Origin of the sequence: Shewanella sp. FDAARGOS_354, from assembly GCF_002209245.2 — a bacterium.
GTDB classification, from domain to species: Bacteria; Pseudomonadota; Gammaproteobacteria; order Enterobacterales; family Shewanellaceae; genus Shewanella; species Shewanella xiamenensis.
On the sequence record NZ_CP022089.2, the window covers coordinates 1,442,442 to 1,458,836 of the forward strand.

General features: G+C 44.1%; 17 protein-coding genes. 6 read left to right on the top strand and 11 right to left on the bottom strand.

Features of this window, described 5'->3' with window-relative positions:
• Positions 1-60 precede the first annotated feature (60 nt).
• Entirely contained in the window at positions 61-1,671 is a 1,611-nt protein-coding gene (locus CEQ32_RS06535; RefSeq protein WP_011787758.1) for an IS1634-like element ISSpu7 family transposase, read from the bottom strand.
• Positions 1,672-1,971: 300 nt separating this feature from the next.
• Here CEQ32_RS06535 and CEQ32_RS06540 point away from each other — a divergent pair, with 300 nt between their 5' ends.
• The 4 genes from CEQ32_RS06540 to CEQ32_RS06555 all read left to right on the top strand — a co-directional run bounded on the left by CEQ32_RS06540 (position 1,972) and on the right by CEQ32_RS06555 (position 5,971).
• On the top strand, positions 1,972-3,285 hold the full coding sequence (locus tag CEQ32_RS06540) for a dicarboxylate/amino acid:cation symporter (protein ID WP_037417427.1): 1,314 nt from the start codon (positions 1,972-1,974) through the stop codon (positions 3,283-3,285).
• Positions 3,286-3,443: 158 nt separating this feature from the next.
• A complete protein-coding gene (locus CEQ32_RS06545; protein ID WP_037425597.1) occupies positions 3,444-3,770 on the top strand; it encodes a hypothetical protein in 327 nt (108 codons plus the stop codon).
• A 186-nt stretch (positions 3,771-3,956) separates the two neighbouring features.
• The gene (locus CEQ32_RS06550) at positions 3,957-4,631 is read left to right on the top strand and encodes a response regulator (protein WP_011072043.1); all 675 of its coding nucleotides are present in this window, start codon (positions 3,957-3,959) and stop codon (positions 4,629-4,631) included.
• Complete coding sequence (locus CEQ32_RS06555; protein WP_037425600.1) at positions 4,622-5,971, top strand: ATP-binding protein; 1,350 nt, start codon at positions 4,622-4,624, stop codon at positions 5,969-5,971. The genes CEQ32_RS06550 and CEQ32_RS06555 overlap by 10 nt, the downstream gene beginning before the upstream one ends.
• 5 nt (positions 5,972-5,976) lie before the next feature.
• Here the strand turns inward: CEQ32_RS06555 and CEQ32_RS06560 are convergent, their stop codons facing one another.
• Positions 5,977-6,672: a 2OG-Fe(II) oxygenase gene (locus CEQ32_RS06560; RefSeq protein WP_037417437.1), complete on the bottom strand. Its 696-nt coding sequence runs from the start codon at positions 6,670-6,672 to the stop codon at positions 5,977-5,979.
• Positions 6,673-6,788: 116 nt separating this feature from the next.
• Here CEQ32_RS06560 and CEQ32_RS06565 point away from each other — a divergent pair, with 116 nt between their 5' ends.
• Positions 6,789-8,051, top strand: a complete 1,263-nt coding sequence (locus tag CEQ32_RS06565; RefSeq protein ID WP_037417439.1) for an HD-GYP domain-containing protein — start codon at positions 6,789-6,791, stop codon at positions 8,049-8,051.
• 68 nt (positions 8,052-8,119) lie between these two features.
• On the opposite strand, the gene corA is transcribed toward CEQ32_RS06565, so the two are convergent.
• The 4 genes from corA to cobB all read right to left on the bottom strand — a co-directional run bounded on the left by corA (position 8,120) and on the right by cobB (position 10,915).
• Entirely contained in the window at positions 8,120-9,067 is a 948-nt protein-coding gene (gene corA / locus CEQ32_RS06570) for a magnesium/cobalt transporter CorA (protein WP_037417441.1), read from the bottom strand.
• A 126-nt stretch (positions 9,068-9,193) separates the two neighbouring features.
• Positions 9,194-9,556: a hypothetical protein gene (locus CEQ32_RS06575; protein WP_069454771.1), complete on the bottom strand. Its 363-nt coding sequence runs from the start codon at positions 9,554-9,556 to the stop codon at positions 9,194-9,196.
• Positions 9,557-9,707: 151 nt separating this feature from the next.
• Positions 9,708-10,157: an ATP-binding protein gene (locus CEQ32_RS06580; RefSeq protein WP_037425713.1), complete on the bottom strand. Its 450-nt coding sequence runs from the start codon at positions 10,155-10,157 to the stop codon at positions 9,708-9,710.
• An 11-nt stretch (positions 10,158-10,168) separates the two neighbouring features.
• On the bottom strand, positions 10,169-10,915 hold the full coding sequence (gene cobB, locus CEQ32_RS06585) for a Sir2 family NAD+-dependent deacetylase (protein ID WP_037425606.1): 747 nt from the start codon (positions 10,913-10,915) through the stop codon (positions 10,169-10,171).
• A gap of 256 nt (positions 10,916-11,171) precedes the next feature.
• On the opposite strand from cobB, the gene fur reads away from it, so the two are divergent.
• Positions 11,172-11,603, top strand: coding sequence for a ferric iron uptake transcriptional regulator (fur, locus tag CEQ32_RS06590; RefSeq protein ID WP_037417447.1), 432 nt, complete (start codon positions 11,172-11,174; stop codon positions 11,601-11,603).
• Between the two features lie 97 nt (positions 11,604-11,700).
• On the opposite strand, the gene CEQ32_RS06595 is transcribed toward fur, so the two are convergent.
• The 5 genes from CEQ32_RS06595 to odhB all read right to left on the bottom strand — a co-directional run bounded on the left by CEQ32_RS06595 (position 11,701) and on the right by odhB (position 16,385).
• Positions 11,701-12,198 carry a GNAT family N-acetyltransferase gene (locus tag CEQ32_RS06595; RefSeq protein WP_037425716.1) on the bottom strand — a complete coding sequence of 166 codons (498 nt, stop codon included), beginning with the start codon at positions 12,196-12,198 and terminating at the stop codon, positions 11,701-11,703.
• A 53-nt stretch (positions 12,199-12,251) separates the two neighbouring features.
• On the bottom strand, positions 12,252-12,659 hold the full coding sequence (gene rnk, locus CEQ32_RS06600) for a nucleoside diphosphate kinase regulator (protein ID WP_037425608.1): 408 nt from the start codon (positions 12,657-12,659) through the stop codon (positions 12,252-12,254).
• Between the two features lie 378 nt (positions 12,660-13,037).
• Complete coding sequence (gene sucD, locus CEQ32_RS06605) at positions 13,038-13,910, bottom strand: succinate--CoA ligase subunit alpha (protein WP_037417452.1); 873 nt, start codon at positions 13,908-13,910, stop codon at positions 13,038-13,040.
• Positions 13,910-15,076, bottom strand: a complete 1,167-nt coding sequence (gene sucC / locus CEQ32_RS06610) for an ADP-forming succinate--CoA ligase subunit beta (protein ID WP_037417455.1) — start codon at positions 15,074-15,076, stop codon at positions 13,910-13,912. The genes sucD and sucC overlap by 1 nt, the downstream gene beginning before the upstream one ends.
• Before the next feature lie 118 nt (positions 15,077-15,194).
• On the bottom strand, positions 15,195-16,385 hold the full coding sequence (gene odhB, locus CEQ32_RS06615; protein ID WP_037425611.1) for a 2-oxoglutarate dehydrogenase complex dihydrolipoyllysine-residue succinyltransferase: 1,191 nt from the start codon (positions 16,383-16,385) through the stop codon (positions 15,195-15,197).
• Positions 16,386-16,395 lie beyond the last annotated feature (10 nt).

The window sequence follows — 16,395 nt, forward strand, 5'->3', positions numbered from 1 at the left end:
ATTCTAATGATAATACTAAGATTGACGCTTATAACTTATAGCCGACATTCCGCAGCTAATTTAGGAATAAACTACCTCATAGAATCTACCGAGTAATTTGAGTAGTTGTGTTTGGTGATCTTGAAGTCCAGTGATGAACCTTTGGCCGTTAATCTCTAGCGTATCTATGCCTTCGAATTGCAAGAAGACCCAACGTGCCGTCGGTCTGGAGGTCGTCTTGTTCTTTACCATACTTGGGAAGAACGCTTCGGTTTGTGCGAGTTGTTCTCTGATTTTGTGTTCTAAACTAGCGTAAACAAGCAAGCTCAACGTCATTATCATTAGCAACGCTTCAATGCGCTCAGGCTTTTTCAAGAAGATGGAAGAGGTTAAAAACTCAGGGCTTTTTAGAAAACGGAAGCCGCGCTCGACTTTTTGTTGCGATTTGTAATGTGCTAGAAGAGCCGCCATGGTGAGTGCTTCATTGTCGGTGTCATTCGTCGCGAGGATAAACATGCCTACTTTGAGCTTAGCCAGTTTTACTTTTTCTAGGTCGGTGAAGGGGGCGGCTTCGATAAAGTATTGGTATCCTGTCGGTGCTTCATCTGTCTTTGGGCGGCCCGAATGAGAGTAAGTCGGCTGTTTGATGAGAGTGCCTTGTTCAAACCCAAGTAAGTCACATTGTTTCTTGAAATCGTTAAACGCTAATTCTGCGTCAACTTCACAAGCGAATGGTTTTTTACTTAGCTTTTCCAACGCTTTGATTTCTTTTGCTATGTTTTTCTCTAAGTTCTTGAAGAAAGTGATTTCTTCCCGCTTGGTGGCCTGTTCACTGTGAACGAGCAACCAACGTTGATTGACCTTTCCGTAATCCGAGTCTATCCAACATCCTGAGTAGCCATGACCGATAGTGCTTAATTGCTCTGGCTCTAGCGCAAGTAGTGCTTGTTTTGCGAGCTTGATGGTCATGGGGACACGGGTAATGAATTTTTGATTTTGCTCATCTAGCGAGGAGATGCTTTCTTCGGTGTACAAAGCGGCATCAGCGATAAAGTAACGACTATTTTGCGCGGCTTTTAGGCAATGTATGTGTCTTTTAGTGACTTCAGCGAATGCCTTGGCATCATTGGTGTTACCACTCAGTGCTTGCATGTAAACAGGAATACCTGCTTGGTTTTCACAGATGAGTTCAAGCACGACTTGGTTAAGCTCTGGCCTATGATCCCGACTATAACCTCTTACAAGCTTAATCACGTTGGTGTTTTCATCTTGTGCATACTCACCATCAACGTGGAAGCTAGTGATATCAAGATGAACAGAATCGGTCGTCAAGCCCAGTTTATCAACAACACGCTCAGCAATAACCTGATAGAGCGCTGAGACATCGGCTTCGTATAGAGCATCTAATGTGCGGCCTAGTACATCATCAGTCAGGTGGTGTGCTTCAATGTCTTTGGCGAGTAGCTTAGATACAGGCTTGGTCTTAAAAAAGTCCGAGAACATGTGCAGTGTTCTGCTATGAAAGCCAAGTCCATTTAGGAGCATGGCCAATACCGCGTCACCATGAGAAACATTGTGGTCAGAATATTTTGGGATAACGGCATCTATCATCCGTGGCAGGCCAATTTCGTGACAAAAGGCGGCAATGAGACCAAGGTGATCTAAGCGTTTAATAACAGGATGGGTAGACATATTTTGAGACCGTCAAATAGCAGTAATAGATCAAAACTGTCGATCGCGGTCAAGATGGTGTCGTAGTTTTTATGAAAAGCTGATCGCCAGATCACACTATTTAAATTCTGGAATTAGCTGCGGAATGACGGTTATAGGCTAACATTACACAATTTTCACGTAACTTTTCCATTACTCTCTTATTTTATTTTGCATATTTTGAACTTAGTTTAACATTAGAACTCATTTAAACTTCTGCATTTTCTTGCTAGTCTTGTCGTCGCCAATATTAGAACGTATAAAAAACACACAGGAACCCCCATGGCAACCTCATCACAACATAAACTCGGCCTTACCAGTAAAATTTTAATCGGCATGGTTACGGGTATTGCAATTGGACTATTTCTACGTAATTACTTTCCGGATAGTGCATTTATTAAGGACTATATTACCAACGGCTTTTTACATGTTATCGGTACGATTTTCATCTCAAGTTTAAAAATGTTAGTCGTTCCACTTGTATTTATTTCCTTAGTCTGTGGGACATGTTCCTTAAGTGAACCCTCAAAATTAGGGCGATTAGGCGGCAAAACATTAGCCTTTTATTTATTCACAACCGCTATAGCCTTAGTACTAGCTATTATCAGTGCAGTGATAGTCCACCCGGGTAATGCTTCACTCGCGTCAGAGAAAATGCATTACGTTGCAAAAGAAGCGCCGAGTCTCGCTGATGTATTAATCAGCATAGTGCCGACCAATCCAATGCAAGCCATGAGCGAAGGCAATATGCTGCAAATCATTATTTTTGCAGTGATTTTTGGGTTTGCTATCGCTCATATTGGCGAGCGTGGTAAACGTATTGCTGTATTGTTTGAAGATTTAAACGAAGTGATTATGCGCGTAGTGACCCTGATTATGCAGCTTGCGCCTTACGGTGTTTTTGCTCTAATGGGTAAACTTGCATTAACTCTCGGCGTAGAAACTTTCAGCAGCGTGGTTCAGTATTTCTTTGTCGTACTCGTCGTATTGCTTATTCACGCTTTTATTGTATATCCCATTTTACTTAAGGTGTTTTCAGGTTTAAGTCCATTGATCTTTATTCGCAAAATGCGCGATGTACAGTTATTTGCCTTTTCCACCGCCAGCTCTAACGCTACCTTACCTATTACCATAGAAGCCTCAGAACACCGACTTGGTGTAGATAATAAAATCGCCTCTTTTACCCTGCCATTAGGTGCCACCATTAACATGGATGGCACGGCTATTATGCAAGGTGTCGCAACGGTATTTATCGCTCAAGTATTTGGCATTGAGTTAACCCTTACTGATTATGCTGCGGTGGTTGTAACCGCGACTCTGGCCTCGATTGGTACTGCAGGCGTTCCTGGTGTTGGCCTCATAATGCTCGCGATGGTGCTTAACCAAGTTGGCCTCCCCGTTGAAGGTATTGCGTTAATTATTGGTGTCGACCGACTACTGGATATGGTACGTACCGCAGTAAACGTCACTGGTGATTGTGTGGCCACAGTCGTGATCGCTAAATCAGAAGGCGAATTTAATGAAACCGTCTTTAATAATACTCAAGCTGGCAAAGTTGCCCCAAGCTTTGATGAGCAAGTCCATAAAATAGATTAAAAATATCCCTATAATTTATCGTTTATGTTGATCATCCCAAGCCCAACATTGTTGGGCTTGTTTATTCTGCAATCTCACCATTCTGTGAACAAGTAAATAGAATAGTCCTTTAAACATCGCTATATTAGCCTGCATCAATATTGGCGTTGGAGAAGATTATGTGGTGGAGAGTGAGTTGGATGATTGTCGCCTTTTGGCTGTTAAGCGCACATTTTTTACGGTATGACCAGCTTGTATTCACAAGCCTTTTTGCTATAGCACCTTTTTTCCTGCTTATTAAACAACCACTTGTGATTCGAATAGTTCAAGCTGCATTGTTTATCAGTGTTATCACCGTTTGGGGAACCACTGCAATCGATGCTGTACAGATACGGCTCGCTCATGGAGAGCCTTGGTTAAGACTGGCGATCATCATGGGCAGCGTAATGCTATTTAGTTTAGGAGCAGTGTGGAGCGGCAACGGCATCTGGAGTAAAGCGAAATAAAGGCAATAGCCATTAACAATACATTAAAGATAATGACTTTAAAGACAATGGATTAGTACTTATTTTCACCACTAACGAACCTTGGTCAGCCGAGGTTAAGTTCTTTGTGGGTAAGATAAGACAATATTTGGCTCCCACGTATAATTTGCGTACACTGAGTCCAGTCGACGTTAAGGCATGAGTATTATGAGAATTTTGGTTGTCGAAGATGATCTTATTTTATCCCATCATCTAAAAGTGCAGTTAAGCGATTTGGGCAACCAAGTTCAAGTGGCCCTCACTGCCAAAGAAGGTTTTTTCCAAGCAACCAATTACCCTATAGATGTTGCCATTGTGGATTTAGGTTTACCCGATCAAGATGGTATTAGTCTTATCCAACAATTACGTGAAGAAGGCGTTAAAGCCCCCATTCTTATCCTCACAGCGAGGGTGAATTGGCAAGATAAAGTTGAAGGCCTCAATGCGGGCGCTGACGATTATTTAGTTAAACCCTTCCAAAAAGAAGAACTTGTCGCAAGACTTGACGCCTTAGTCAGACGTAGCGCCGGCTTTGTCAAACCTGTCATTACCAGTGGTGAGTTAAAACTTGATCTTGCCGCTAAACAAGTAACGCTAGGCAATGACATTATGGAAGTCACCGCCTTCGAGTACCTTATCCTCGAATATTTAATGCGCCATTGTCATGAAGTCGTCGCAAAACAGCGGCTATTAGATGTCATTTATGGCGACAAAGAAGGCGATCCTAATACTATCGAAGTGATGGTGAGTCGCTTACGTAAAAAACTCACCCGCGATGGCATTGATAATCCGATAGCCACAATCCGTGGACAAGGATATAAATTTAATCTGCCATGCAACTAAGGCTCAAATTCAAGAAACGTCTGCTTACCCGGATGTTTCTCACCTCGTTATCTATCATCACCTTAGTAGGGTTTGGCCTCGCTTGGATGGTCAACATTCTGCATGCGCAAAATAGCTATAACGAAGAAACCGCCCAGCTTATCGCCGAAATTCCACAAGTTGCCGCCGAGCTTAGAGAACATGATCTTATTCCTGATACCAGTGCTTGGTTAGAGGAAAACAACAAGCAAGAGCGGTATGTAATCGCAAGTTGTGATGAGAAGTTTAAACAAGTATGGACCTCATCCCTCGCTGTTGACCGTGGCCTCTTCGATACCTGCGAACGTTTCAACGAAATCCGTAACGACTCTCCGCCCTATTACCTCACCATGGCCGATGACAGAGGTTACTTTGTGTATTTGCTCGCAGTAGAAATCGCTGGCGTACATTACAACCTGCTTGTAATGAAAGATGCAGCTAAGCTCGAGCAGGAATACAGCAAATTCAGTAAACGCACCTATATCCGTCTGGCCATGGTGCTCGCTCTCGCACTGATTCTGCTGGTCAGTGCGGCATATTGGGGGATGCGTCCACTCGTAAGGATGCAAAACGAGTTGCAGTCGATAAACCAAGGTAAGACTAAGTCACTTTCAGAAGGTTACCCCGTTGAGCTTGAAGGCGTAACTCAAGCGCTTAACCAACTATTACAGCAATCGAGCGCCCAACAACAACGCTATCAAAACGCGATGAACGATCTGGCGCACAGCTTAAAAACTCGTCTTGCAGCCGTTCACGCCATTACCGATGATACAAGTCTGACAAAGCAATCTGCCAATGAAAAAATCATGGAGCAGATCAGCCAAATGGATCAGCTGGTTAAATATCAACTAAAACGCGCCATGTTAGGTCGCCAGGGATTAAAGCAGGAACACACCGCTATTGCCCCACTTGTTGAGCAACTCGCGCAAATGCTATTTAAAATTTACCGTGACAAACAGGTGAAATTTAAGGCCAACATACCGACTAATTTATTGTTTCCCGGTAATAAAGGCGATTTAATGGAACTCTGCGGTAACTTAATGGAAAACGCCTTCAGGCTATGTATTAGCCAAGTACAGGTAACAGCACATTTTAATCAGCAGAGTGATTTTGAATTGATCGTCGAAGATGATGGCCCAGGCGTAGAAGAACAACTTAGGCAAAAAATTATTCAGCGCGGCGTAAGAGCCGACAGCCAATCGCCAGGACAAGGGATTGGCTTAGCCGTATGTGATGAAATTGTCAGTAGCTATGGCGGAAGTCTAAGTATTGAAGAAAGCAATCTTGAAGGCGCGCGATTCAGAATTACCATCCCAACCTAACTATCCTATGCATAAACAGCATAAAGCTGCTCGGCGCGATTAAACATCACCCAAGAGGTGGCAATGTACTTATCATTACTGATAGGCATATTGCCACGATGGGAATGAGTAAAACCTGCTGGCGCAATCACCATTGTGCCTTTTTTAGGTGCGATTTTACGCTGCTGATAATAAAACTCGGTCTCGCCGCCCTCTTCTACATCATTTAAATAAAACATGTAAAGCACCACACGGTGTAAGGCCTCGTTGTGGTTAAGCTGAGGAAATTGCTCTGAATGCCAGTGGGGATATCCACCTTTATTCTTTTGATATTTCTGAATATTAATACTACCACTGCGGTATAAATATTTGACCAATGCTTCGGCTCTCGGTTTACCAAGACGCTCAAAATTCGTTGGCGTTAGAGTCACAGCTTGACCTTGTTCATCACTAACAGAAACCGCCACAGCTCCCATCAACGCCATCGAATATTGAGTAAAATAATCAGCGGTCCCCTTAAGGGTATAAGATAACAACTCATTCTTAAGTGGCTGTAAATCTATGAAATTATCTAGTGTAAGATCTCGACTGATCTTTTTTTCAAGATCGACCCCATTACCGGTTTGCCCATCAACCACACCTGAGTGGTTTTCGAACGCAAGAATGAGACGATCACATAGGTCTTCAGGTATCGCATTAGGGTATACTTCGATAAAATCCATATAGGCTCAATGCTTCGGTTATTTTCCAATCTTACTATGCTGACATGTTAGTTAAGTAATTGTAAAGCTGCACCATTGATATAAAATAACGCCATTGGCTTCACGATAACAAAAATATGAAAAAAAGCTGTAAAGTATCAATTCATCAATTACAAGTGGGTAATTTTGTGCGTTTACCCGTTGCTTGGAAAGATCATCCTTTTTTATTCAGTAGCTTTCACATAAAACAGGCTGCGCAAATTGAATTAATTAAAAATCTCGGTATTGAACACGTAATTGTCGATTTAGAGCGCAGTGAAACCGCACCGCTAAATCCTGAGGCCATTAACCCTATCAAGCTGCCACCGAGTCCAGAACTGCACGATCTTAAAAATGATATGGATGTCTATAAGGCTGAGCAAATCGAAGTCCAGAAAAAACTCCGCCGAGATATTCATAAAACGGAACAAAACTTCACCCGTTCAGTGGCCATGATGCGCAGTATGATTTCTAAACTACGCAATCGACCATTGAATGCCGTTGATGATGCTAAGGTGTTAGTCCACAGTATGGTGGAACAGCTGTTAACTTCCGATAATCTAGTACTGCACTTAATGAGTGACGCCAAACAGGATGAGAGTATTTACTACCATTCATTAAACGTTGCCATACTCGCCATGCTGATTGCTAAAGAGATGGAATGGGACCGAAGTGAAATTGAATTAATCGGTTTAAGTGCGCTATTTCATGATGTGGGTAAACTCAAAGTGCCACCGCAGATTTTGAAAAAGACCACACCTTGGTCTGCGCCTGAGCTTAATTTTATTAAGCAACATCCCCTTCTTGGGATTGATTTACTCAAACTGGCTGAGAATTTCCCTGAGGCTGCCTTCCCTGCTATCACCAATCACCATGAGTTTCTTGATGGCACTGGTTACCCCAAGGGATTGCAGGAAACGGATCTTGATAAGATGTCCCAGCTATTAGCAGTGGTGAATGAATATGACTCCCTGTGTTACCCAGGTAATCAAGGTAAAGCTCGTATGCCATACGCCGCGTTGGGACACTTGTATAAACAATATAAAACGAAATTAAATCAGGAATATATTGGCAAAATGATCAAGATGCTTGGCATTTATCCCCCCGGAAGTGTGGTGGAATTGTCAAGCGGCCAATACGCGATGGTGATGTCGGTCAATCTGCAAAAGCTACTTTGCCCTAAAATCCTCGTTTACGATGCATTAGTGCCAAAAGATCAAGCGCCTATCGTTGATCTTGAAATCGAAGGGATCAGTATCGTCCGCTGCCTTCCTCCCGCGGCACTACCTGAAAAAGTTCACGAATATCTCAACCCTCGGGAACGCGTCAGTTATTACTTTGGTGGCGATAGCCGCAAATAATCCCCATTAAAAAGCCGGAGAAACTCCGGCTTTTTGCGAATACTTTGCGATTAAATCAAATTGACCAATTACAGCCAATGCTTACGCTTAAAGAAAAAGTAAGTCCCCGCAGCGCTCGCAAGCATCATTAGAATCGCCATCGGATAACCATATTGCCATTCTAGCTCTGGCATACCATTAAAGTTCATTCCGTAGCTACTCGCGATCAGTGTCGGAGGCAGAAAGACAACGGCAGCGACCGAGAAAATTTTGATGATCTTATTCTGCTGTAATCCACTAAAACCCATCGCAGCATCCAGCAAGAAGTTTAACTTGTCGAAGATAAACTGGCTGTGAGGCATTAAAGACTCAATGTCCGAGAGCATTTCACGTAAGTCTTTTAAGTGTTCATCGGATAATTGCCCGCGGTAATATCGCTGCATATAACGTAGTGAGCGCTGGGTATCGAGTAAACTTAAGCGAATCTTACCATTGGAGTCTTCTTGCAATGTGATCAGCTTAAACACATCATCAAGCTCTTCACTGTCAAAAACCTGCTCACCGACATTTTCAAGCACGGTATACACGTCTTCGATCAAGTCAGAGAGATAATCCACTTTTAAATTAAATAGTTCGAGAAACAATTCCTGAGGGGTTGATACTTCTAGCCGACCTAACCGCAGATAGTTTCGTAATAGGCGGATAAGTCCGACATCCTCTTCGCGGATAGTCAGTAGAAAATTAGTACGCAGGTTAAAGGAAACGTTCACCCCACGCACATCTTGCCCCACCCGTTGTGGGAATAAGGAATTGATATGCAGCCCGTCGCTATTTTGATAAAAACGTGCCGACGCCTCAATCTCGTTGATATCTTCTTCGTCTGGCACTTCTTCAACTGAAAAATGACTTAACCACTCTCGCTCTGCATCATCAGGTTTATAAAGATCCAACCATATGGTCGACGCCGGAATACTGTCCTGAGTGTTAATCTCTGTCACCGTCAACTGACGGTTTTTATAGACGTAGGCAGTAATCATGTGTCCTCCTGAAAAAAACTTAAGCTAAAAAGTCCACTTAAGTGCAGGCTAAAAAATTGTCGCTAGTTTAACGCATAACTTCGCAATGAAAAGGCGGGAGAGATAAATTCGTAAAATAAATATGCCTTAGTCTTCGAGGATCTCTAGTCGCTCAGCATTTGAAAAACGAATATGTACCCCCTCAACCGTGACCATCTTTGCTTCTGAGATATCGCCTTTACGGGCATGATAAACACCGAAACTGTCACCCGATGGGGATACAATTGTCACGGTCACCACTTTATGCTGATCGTGCCAATACCACACACTGTAGCTTAAAACACAAAGCCCCAGCAGTAAAAATACCCCACTCAAAGCGTAGCGCCGCAATAGACTCGGTAACACAGGCGTATTTTGTAATGACGCTTGAACCACACCAGGCTTACGTTTAGCGAGCAGCAAAATCGCCATAATGATGACGGCGAGGGTGAGCAGCAGTTTTGTTAACAAGGTACACTCCAGAGGAACTAACTCGCCGTAGTATAATCGACAAATAAAAGGGAAACTGTCATTAAGATCAAGCTTATGAAACTCTTACTCAGGGGCTTGGACATTAATTTTGAATCGAAGATAACACCAAAAGATGACAAACAAAGGAAAGTTAACAATCCTCAAATTGTTTTGCCATCCTGCGAATTTGAGTTAACAGCACACCGTGACGATTACGTTCAGCACACAGTTTTTGATGAACAGGATCTGATGGATTACCAACAAGTATAATTCGCACTTGATAGCCAAGGGCTTTGGCTGCGGCCTCGTAAGCCATGTACTCCCAGCGGCAGAGATTAGTATTATCACAAATCACCACAGGCTGGGCATTGCTGAGTGCTTGAATAAATGCAGTTAAATTACGTTGATGGTATTCGGAAAGTTTTTTCGCATCGAATCGATACACCTCTCCCTCGTAGAAAAAACTGTCGGTCGAGAAAATACCACCTTGACGGACGCGCAGCGCATATTCTAACGGCAGATTAGCGACAAACTGTTCAACCCAATAGGATTTACCGCAGCCCGGCAAGCCACGCATGATAATCGCCAGTTTTTGCGCCATGGGCTCGTTGCTCATTCTTTTAAATCAGACTCGGCTAAATCGGAGCCAATCACTTTGCCTGAGAGTATAGTATCGACTAATTTAGGCACCAACTCCCCTGCCTTACCGGTTAAATGATATTGAAACTGGCTGTGTCTATCGGGCGATTGTAAATTAACCTCGACAGTTTGCGCCCCATGATGATTGGCCGTGTCAACAAAACCCGCTGCGGGATATACCGTGCCCGAGGTACCAATGGCGATAAATAAATCACAATTATCGAGCGCATCGTGAATTCTATCCATGCCTAACGGCATTTCACCAAACCACACCACATGGGGACGTAACCTTTGTGCAGGAATACAACACGTACAACAGTTGTTTACCCCAAAGGGTTCTCTTAATAAAAAGGTCTGACGGGAGCGAGGACAGCGGCCTTTAGATAATTCCCCATGCATATGCAGTAAGCGACGCGATCCAGCCCGCTCATGTAAATTATCAATATTTTGGGTGACAACCAATAACTGTCCAGAAAACTCAGCCTCTAACTTGGCTAACGCTTCATGAGCCGCATTAGGCATCACAGTACCACTGTGTAACTGCTCCCAACGGCTGTTATAGAAACGTTCAACAAGCTCGGCATCTCGGGCATAACCTTCGGGGGTGGCTACATCTTCAATATGATGCTCCTCCCACAATCCATCTTGATCGCGAAAAGTTCGTAATCCCGACTCGGCAGAAATACCCGCGCCAGTTAATACCACAATATGTTTGTACATACTGTTTCCTTTTATTGTAATTATTCTATTTATTGTCCCGAATTTTTCGCATCCTGAACATTATTCCTTGGTATAACCTTACAAAAACTATGCTTGAATTGCCGCAATTTATTGCGATTTCACGCTCAGTAACACAATTTATCTGCATATAGCCCCATAAAGCTAGAACAAAGGTTTAAGTTTTTAATTTGAGCCTCTATAATGGCAATCACTATCCACGGATGAACCTATTGGTTCTGCAATCAAGAGATTAGCAATGACAGATGGAAATCAAGCGCTAAAAAAAGCCGGTTTGAAAATCACCCTGCCACGAGTCAAGATCCTAGAACTGATGCAAGGACCTGAAAACCAACATATCAGTGCAGAAGACTTATATAAGAAACTACTCGATTTAGGCGAAGAAATTGGTCTAGCGACAGTTTACCGTGTATTAAACCAGTTTGATGATGCCGGCATAGTCAGTCGTCACCACTTTGAAAGTGGTAAAGCCGTGTTCGAGTTATCGACTCAGCATCACCACGATCACTTAGTTTGCCTGTCTTGCGGTAAAGTAATTGAATTTTCAGATGAAGTGATCGAACGTCGTCAAGAAGAATTGGCTAGTAAACATAATATTAAGCTGACAAACCACAGTTTATATTTGTACGGCCATTGCACAAATGACACCTGTGATCATAACGACGAATAAGTTCGCTCGAAGGCATATTTCAATAGTGTCTTAGCTGTAAGCTATATCATAAAAAACCAGCCATCGGCTGGTTTTTTATTAAAATACAAATGGTTAGTTATAAAGTTTTTGCGTAGACGTTGACTTTATACCCCATAAACTCGCTAGGTTCACGCCAATGCATTCCTATGCGTTTAGCCACTGTTTCAGAACCTAAATTCCCCTCTAAGATCAAAGCGATGATTTGCGTAATACCAAACTGCGGGAACACGCTGATTGCTGCTTGAGCAGCTTCGGTACCGATGCCTTTGCCCCAATATTCAGGAAAATAACGATAGCCAATTTCGACTTCGTTAAACTCAGGAATAAATTTTGGCCCACAAAAACCAATCACCTTGCTATCAGCCTTATGCTCAACAGCCCAGCGGCCAAATCCCCGCTGTTGGTAATCCTGAAGGATCACATTGTGGAACAGTTCACGAGCTTGCTCACGCTCAGTAAAAGGCTCGGTTGGAATATATTTCAACATCGCAGAGTTACTGTTCATCAAATAGAGGGCATCGATATCCTGCTCGGTAAAAGGTCTAAGAATTAAACGCTCTGTCTGTATAATCATATTGGCTTCCTTCATATTGCCCTCTATATACTCACTCATGTCCAGCTAAGCGACTAACGATGAAAATCACCGTTACGCTCTGGCTGATAAACAATTTCTTCAATACGGACTTTGACCATTGAGCCCCCAGGGCCTGGCCACTCGATTTCATCACCTTGTGATAAGCCCAATAAGGCGCTGCCTACGGGAGCGAGTATGGAAATGGTGCCCTCACCCGTCGCATCCTTAGGATAAACTAAACGCAAACAAAAAGTGTCGTTACTGGATGACACACTAAATTTCACTTCAGAATTCATCGTCACCACATTAGCGGGCATCTGCGCTGCGGGCACAATGTCTGCTCGGTCGAGTTCCGCCTCCAATGCTGCACGTCCCGGAAATGCATTCGCAGGTAATGACTCCAGCAGACGCTCGAGTCTTTCTAAATCGATTTCTGAAATAATAATCTTTGGCGTTTTCACAGTCTTTCCCTCATGTAAATAGATGCCCCTTAGGGTTAGCCATCTGCTCTGGGCTTATCCTCCCCCAATGGGATAAGCCAATAAAAAATACGCTCGCAGCTTAATGCCGCAATCGTGTGATAATTAAGTACAAGATTTATAGCTGAACAGCCATGGTGCCATAAGCGTAAGGCTTAGGGTTGTGGCTCTACGGATACATTTGCACGTCAATCAGATTATGACGCCCAGTAGAGAACCCCAATCTAACCCTTTGCCAACTAAAATGCTAGCCTGCATGGTGTTAGCTTTGTCCATTCTCACACTTCCACCAGAGCACTGGCTAACAGATGCACAATAAAAAAGGCGCCTTAGGCGCCTTTTCGTGTGTTAACGGTTAGATTACCAACCGGTTTTAGCACGCAGCGCTTTGCCGATATCCGCTAACGAGCGGACAGTGGTCACGCCCGCTGCTTCTAATGCAGCAAATTTGTCAGCAGCAGTACCTTTACCGCCAGCGATAATTGCACCCGCGTGACCCATACGCTTACCCGCAGGAGCAGTAACACCCGCGATGTAAGAAACAACTGGTTTAGTCACGTTAGCTTTGATGTATGCCGCCGCTTCTTCTTCAGCAGTACCACCGATTTCACCAATCATTACGATGGCTTCAGTCTGTGGATCGTTTTGGAACATTTCCAATACGTCGATGAAGTTAGTGCCTGGGATTGGGTCACCACCAATACCTACGCAAGTAGATTGGCCGAAACCTTCGTCAGTGGTTTGCTTAACCGCTTCATAGGTCAGCGTACCAGAACGAGAAACGATACCCACTTTACCTTTTAAGTGGATGTGACCTGGCATAATACCAATCTTACATTCACCTGGGGTGATAACACCTGGGCAGTTTGGACCGATCATGCGAACGCCAGTTTCTTCTAGCTTCACTTTCACTTCCAGCATATCCAGTGTTGGGATACCTTCAGTGATACAAACGATAAGCTCAATACCACCGTCGATAGCTTCGAGGATAGCGTCTTTACAGAAAGGCGCTGGAACGTAGATAACAGAAGCCGTTGCGCCAGTCGCAGCCACAGCGTCTTTCACAGTGTTGAACACTGGCAGACCTAAGTGCTCGCTGCCGCCTTTACCTGGAGATACACCACCGACCATTTGCGTACCGTAATCGATAGCTTGTTGAGAGTGGAAAGTACCTTGACCACCGGTAAAGCCTTGGCAAATTACCTTGGTATCTTTGTTAATTAATACAGACATTATTTGCCCTCCGCAGCTTTAACTACTTGCTCAGCCGCATCAGTCAGACTGTTAGCTGCAATGATATCAAGACCTGATTTAGCTAATACTTCACGGCCTAATTCAGCGTTAGTACCTTCTAAACGCACTACAACTGGAACTTTAACGCCAACTTCTTTAACCGCGCCAATGATACCTTCTGCGATCATGTCACAACGTACGATACCACCGAAGATGTTAACCAGAACGGCTTTCACATTGCTATCAGACAGAATGATCTTGAATGCTTCAGCAACACGTTCTTTCGTCGCGCCACCACCTACGTCGAGGAAGTTAGCTGGCTTGCCACCGTGCAGGTTAACGATGTCCATCGTACCCATCGCCAGACCAGCACCGTTCACCATACAACCTACGTTTCCGTCCAACGCAACATAGTTCAGTTCGAACATTGCAGCGTGAGCTTCACGGGCGTCATCCTGTGATGGATCGTGCATTGCTTTGATTTTTGGTTGACGGAACAGTGCGTTGCCATCAATACCAATTTTGCCGTCTAAGCAGTGCAGGTTACCTTCAGTGGTGATAACCAGTGGGTTGATTTCCAGCAGTGCGAAATCGTGATCAACGAACATCGTTGCCAGACCCATGAAAATCTTGGTGAATTGCTTCATTTGAGTTGGGTTTAAGCCCAGTTTGAAGCCAAGATCACGCGCTTGGTATGGCTGAGGACCCGTCAGGGGATCGATGATCGCTTTGTGAATGAGTTCTGGCGTTTCTTCGGCCACTTTCTCAATCTCAACACCGCCTTCAGTTGATGCCATAAACACCACACGACGGGTGCTACGGTCAACTACTGCACCTAAGTACAGTTCGTTAGCGATGTCGGTGCAGCTTTCTACTAAAATTTTAGCAACTGGCTGACCTTTCTCATCTGTTTGATAAGTCACCAGATTTTTGCCTAACCAGTGTTCGGCAAAGGCTCTGATTTCTTCTTTATCGCCAGTGACTTTAACGCCACCCGCTTTACCGCGGCCGCCTGCGTGTACTTGACACTTAACAACCCATAAATTTCCGCCAATACGGCCAGCTGCTTCTACAGCTTCTTGGGCTGTATCACAAGCAAAACCTTCTGACACTGGTAAACCATATTCGGCAAATAAGGATTTTGCCTGATACTCATGCAAATTCATGATGATCTATCCGTATACTTCTAATCAAATCCAACTGGCCCGTTTGGACCAGTCACGAGGGTATGTCTTACTTTTGTCTTTAATAAACTCTTTAAACTGAATCGTTTATTGAGTTGGATTACAGATCAAGCAGCAGACGAGTTGGGTCTTCCAAGAAGTCTTTAATGGCGACTAAGAAGCCAACTGACTCACGGCCATCAATAATACGATGGTCATATGAGAGAGCTAGGTACATCATGGGCAGGATTTCAACCTGACCATTGACTGCCATTGGGCGATCTTTAATGGCGTGCATGCCTAAAATCGCGCTTTGTGGCAGGTTTAAAATTGGGGTAGACATTAACGAGCCAAATACACCACCGTTAGTCACAGTGAAGTTACCGCCAGTCATATCCGCCACAGTCAGCTTGCCATCACGGCCTTTAATCGCCAGATCGCGTACTGCTTTTTCGATATCAGCCAAGCTCATGGTATCGGTGTCACGCAGCACTGGTGTTACCAGACCACGTGGTGTAGATACTGCGATGCTCACATCAAAATAGTTGTGATAAACGATGTCGTCACCGTCGATTGACGCGTTCACTTCAGGGAAGCGTTTCAAGGCTTCAGTTACCGCTTTAACGTAGAAAGACATGAAACCTAAACGGATACCGTGGCGCTTTTCAAAGATATCTTGATACTGCTTACGGATATCCATGATGGGCTTCATGTTCACTTCGTTGAAGGTCGTGAGCATTGCGGTAGAGTTTTTCGCTTCTAATAAACGGTTAGCGATAGTCTTACGTAAACGTGTCATTGGTACACGTTTCTCGCTGCGACCCGCCGCTAAAGGTTGTACCGCAGGAGCCGCAGGTGCTACTGCCGCTTTAGGTGCAGACTTGATAAAGGCTTCAACGTCTTCTTTAGTGATACGTCCACCCACACCAGTGCCCTTCACTTTGCTAGCATCAACATTGTGTTCAGCCAGTAAACGGCGTACTGATGGGCTTAACGCATCGTTAGACTCTTCTGTCGCAGCAGCAGGTGCAGCAGCTTCAGCTTGCGCTTTAGTCACTTCTTGTCCAGAAACCGCGCCAGCAATGAACTTAGCAATCACTTGCTCGCCCAGAACGGTGTCGCCTTCGTGGAATAGAAATTCACCAATATGACCATCTTCTGGTGCAACCACTTCTAGCACCACTTTGTCAGTTTCAATATCAACCAGATTTTGATCACGAGAAACTTGTTCACCCACTTTTACGTGCCAAGTGGCGATAGTTGCGTCGGCAACAGATTCTGGCAGTACGGGTACCTTGATTTCGATACTCATGAAAAACGAT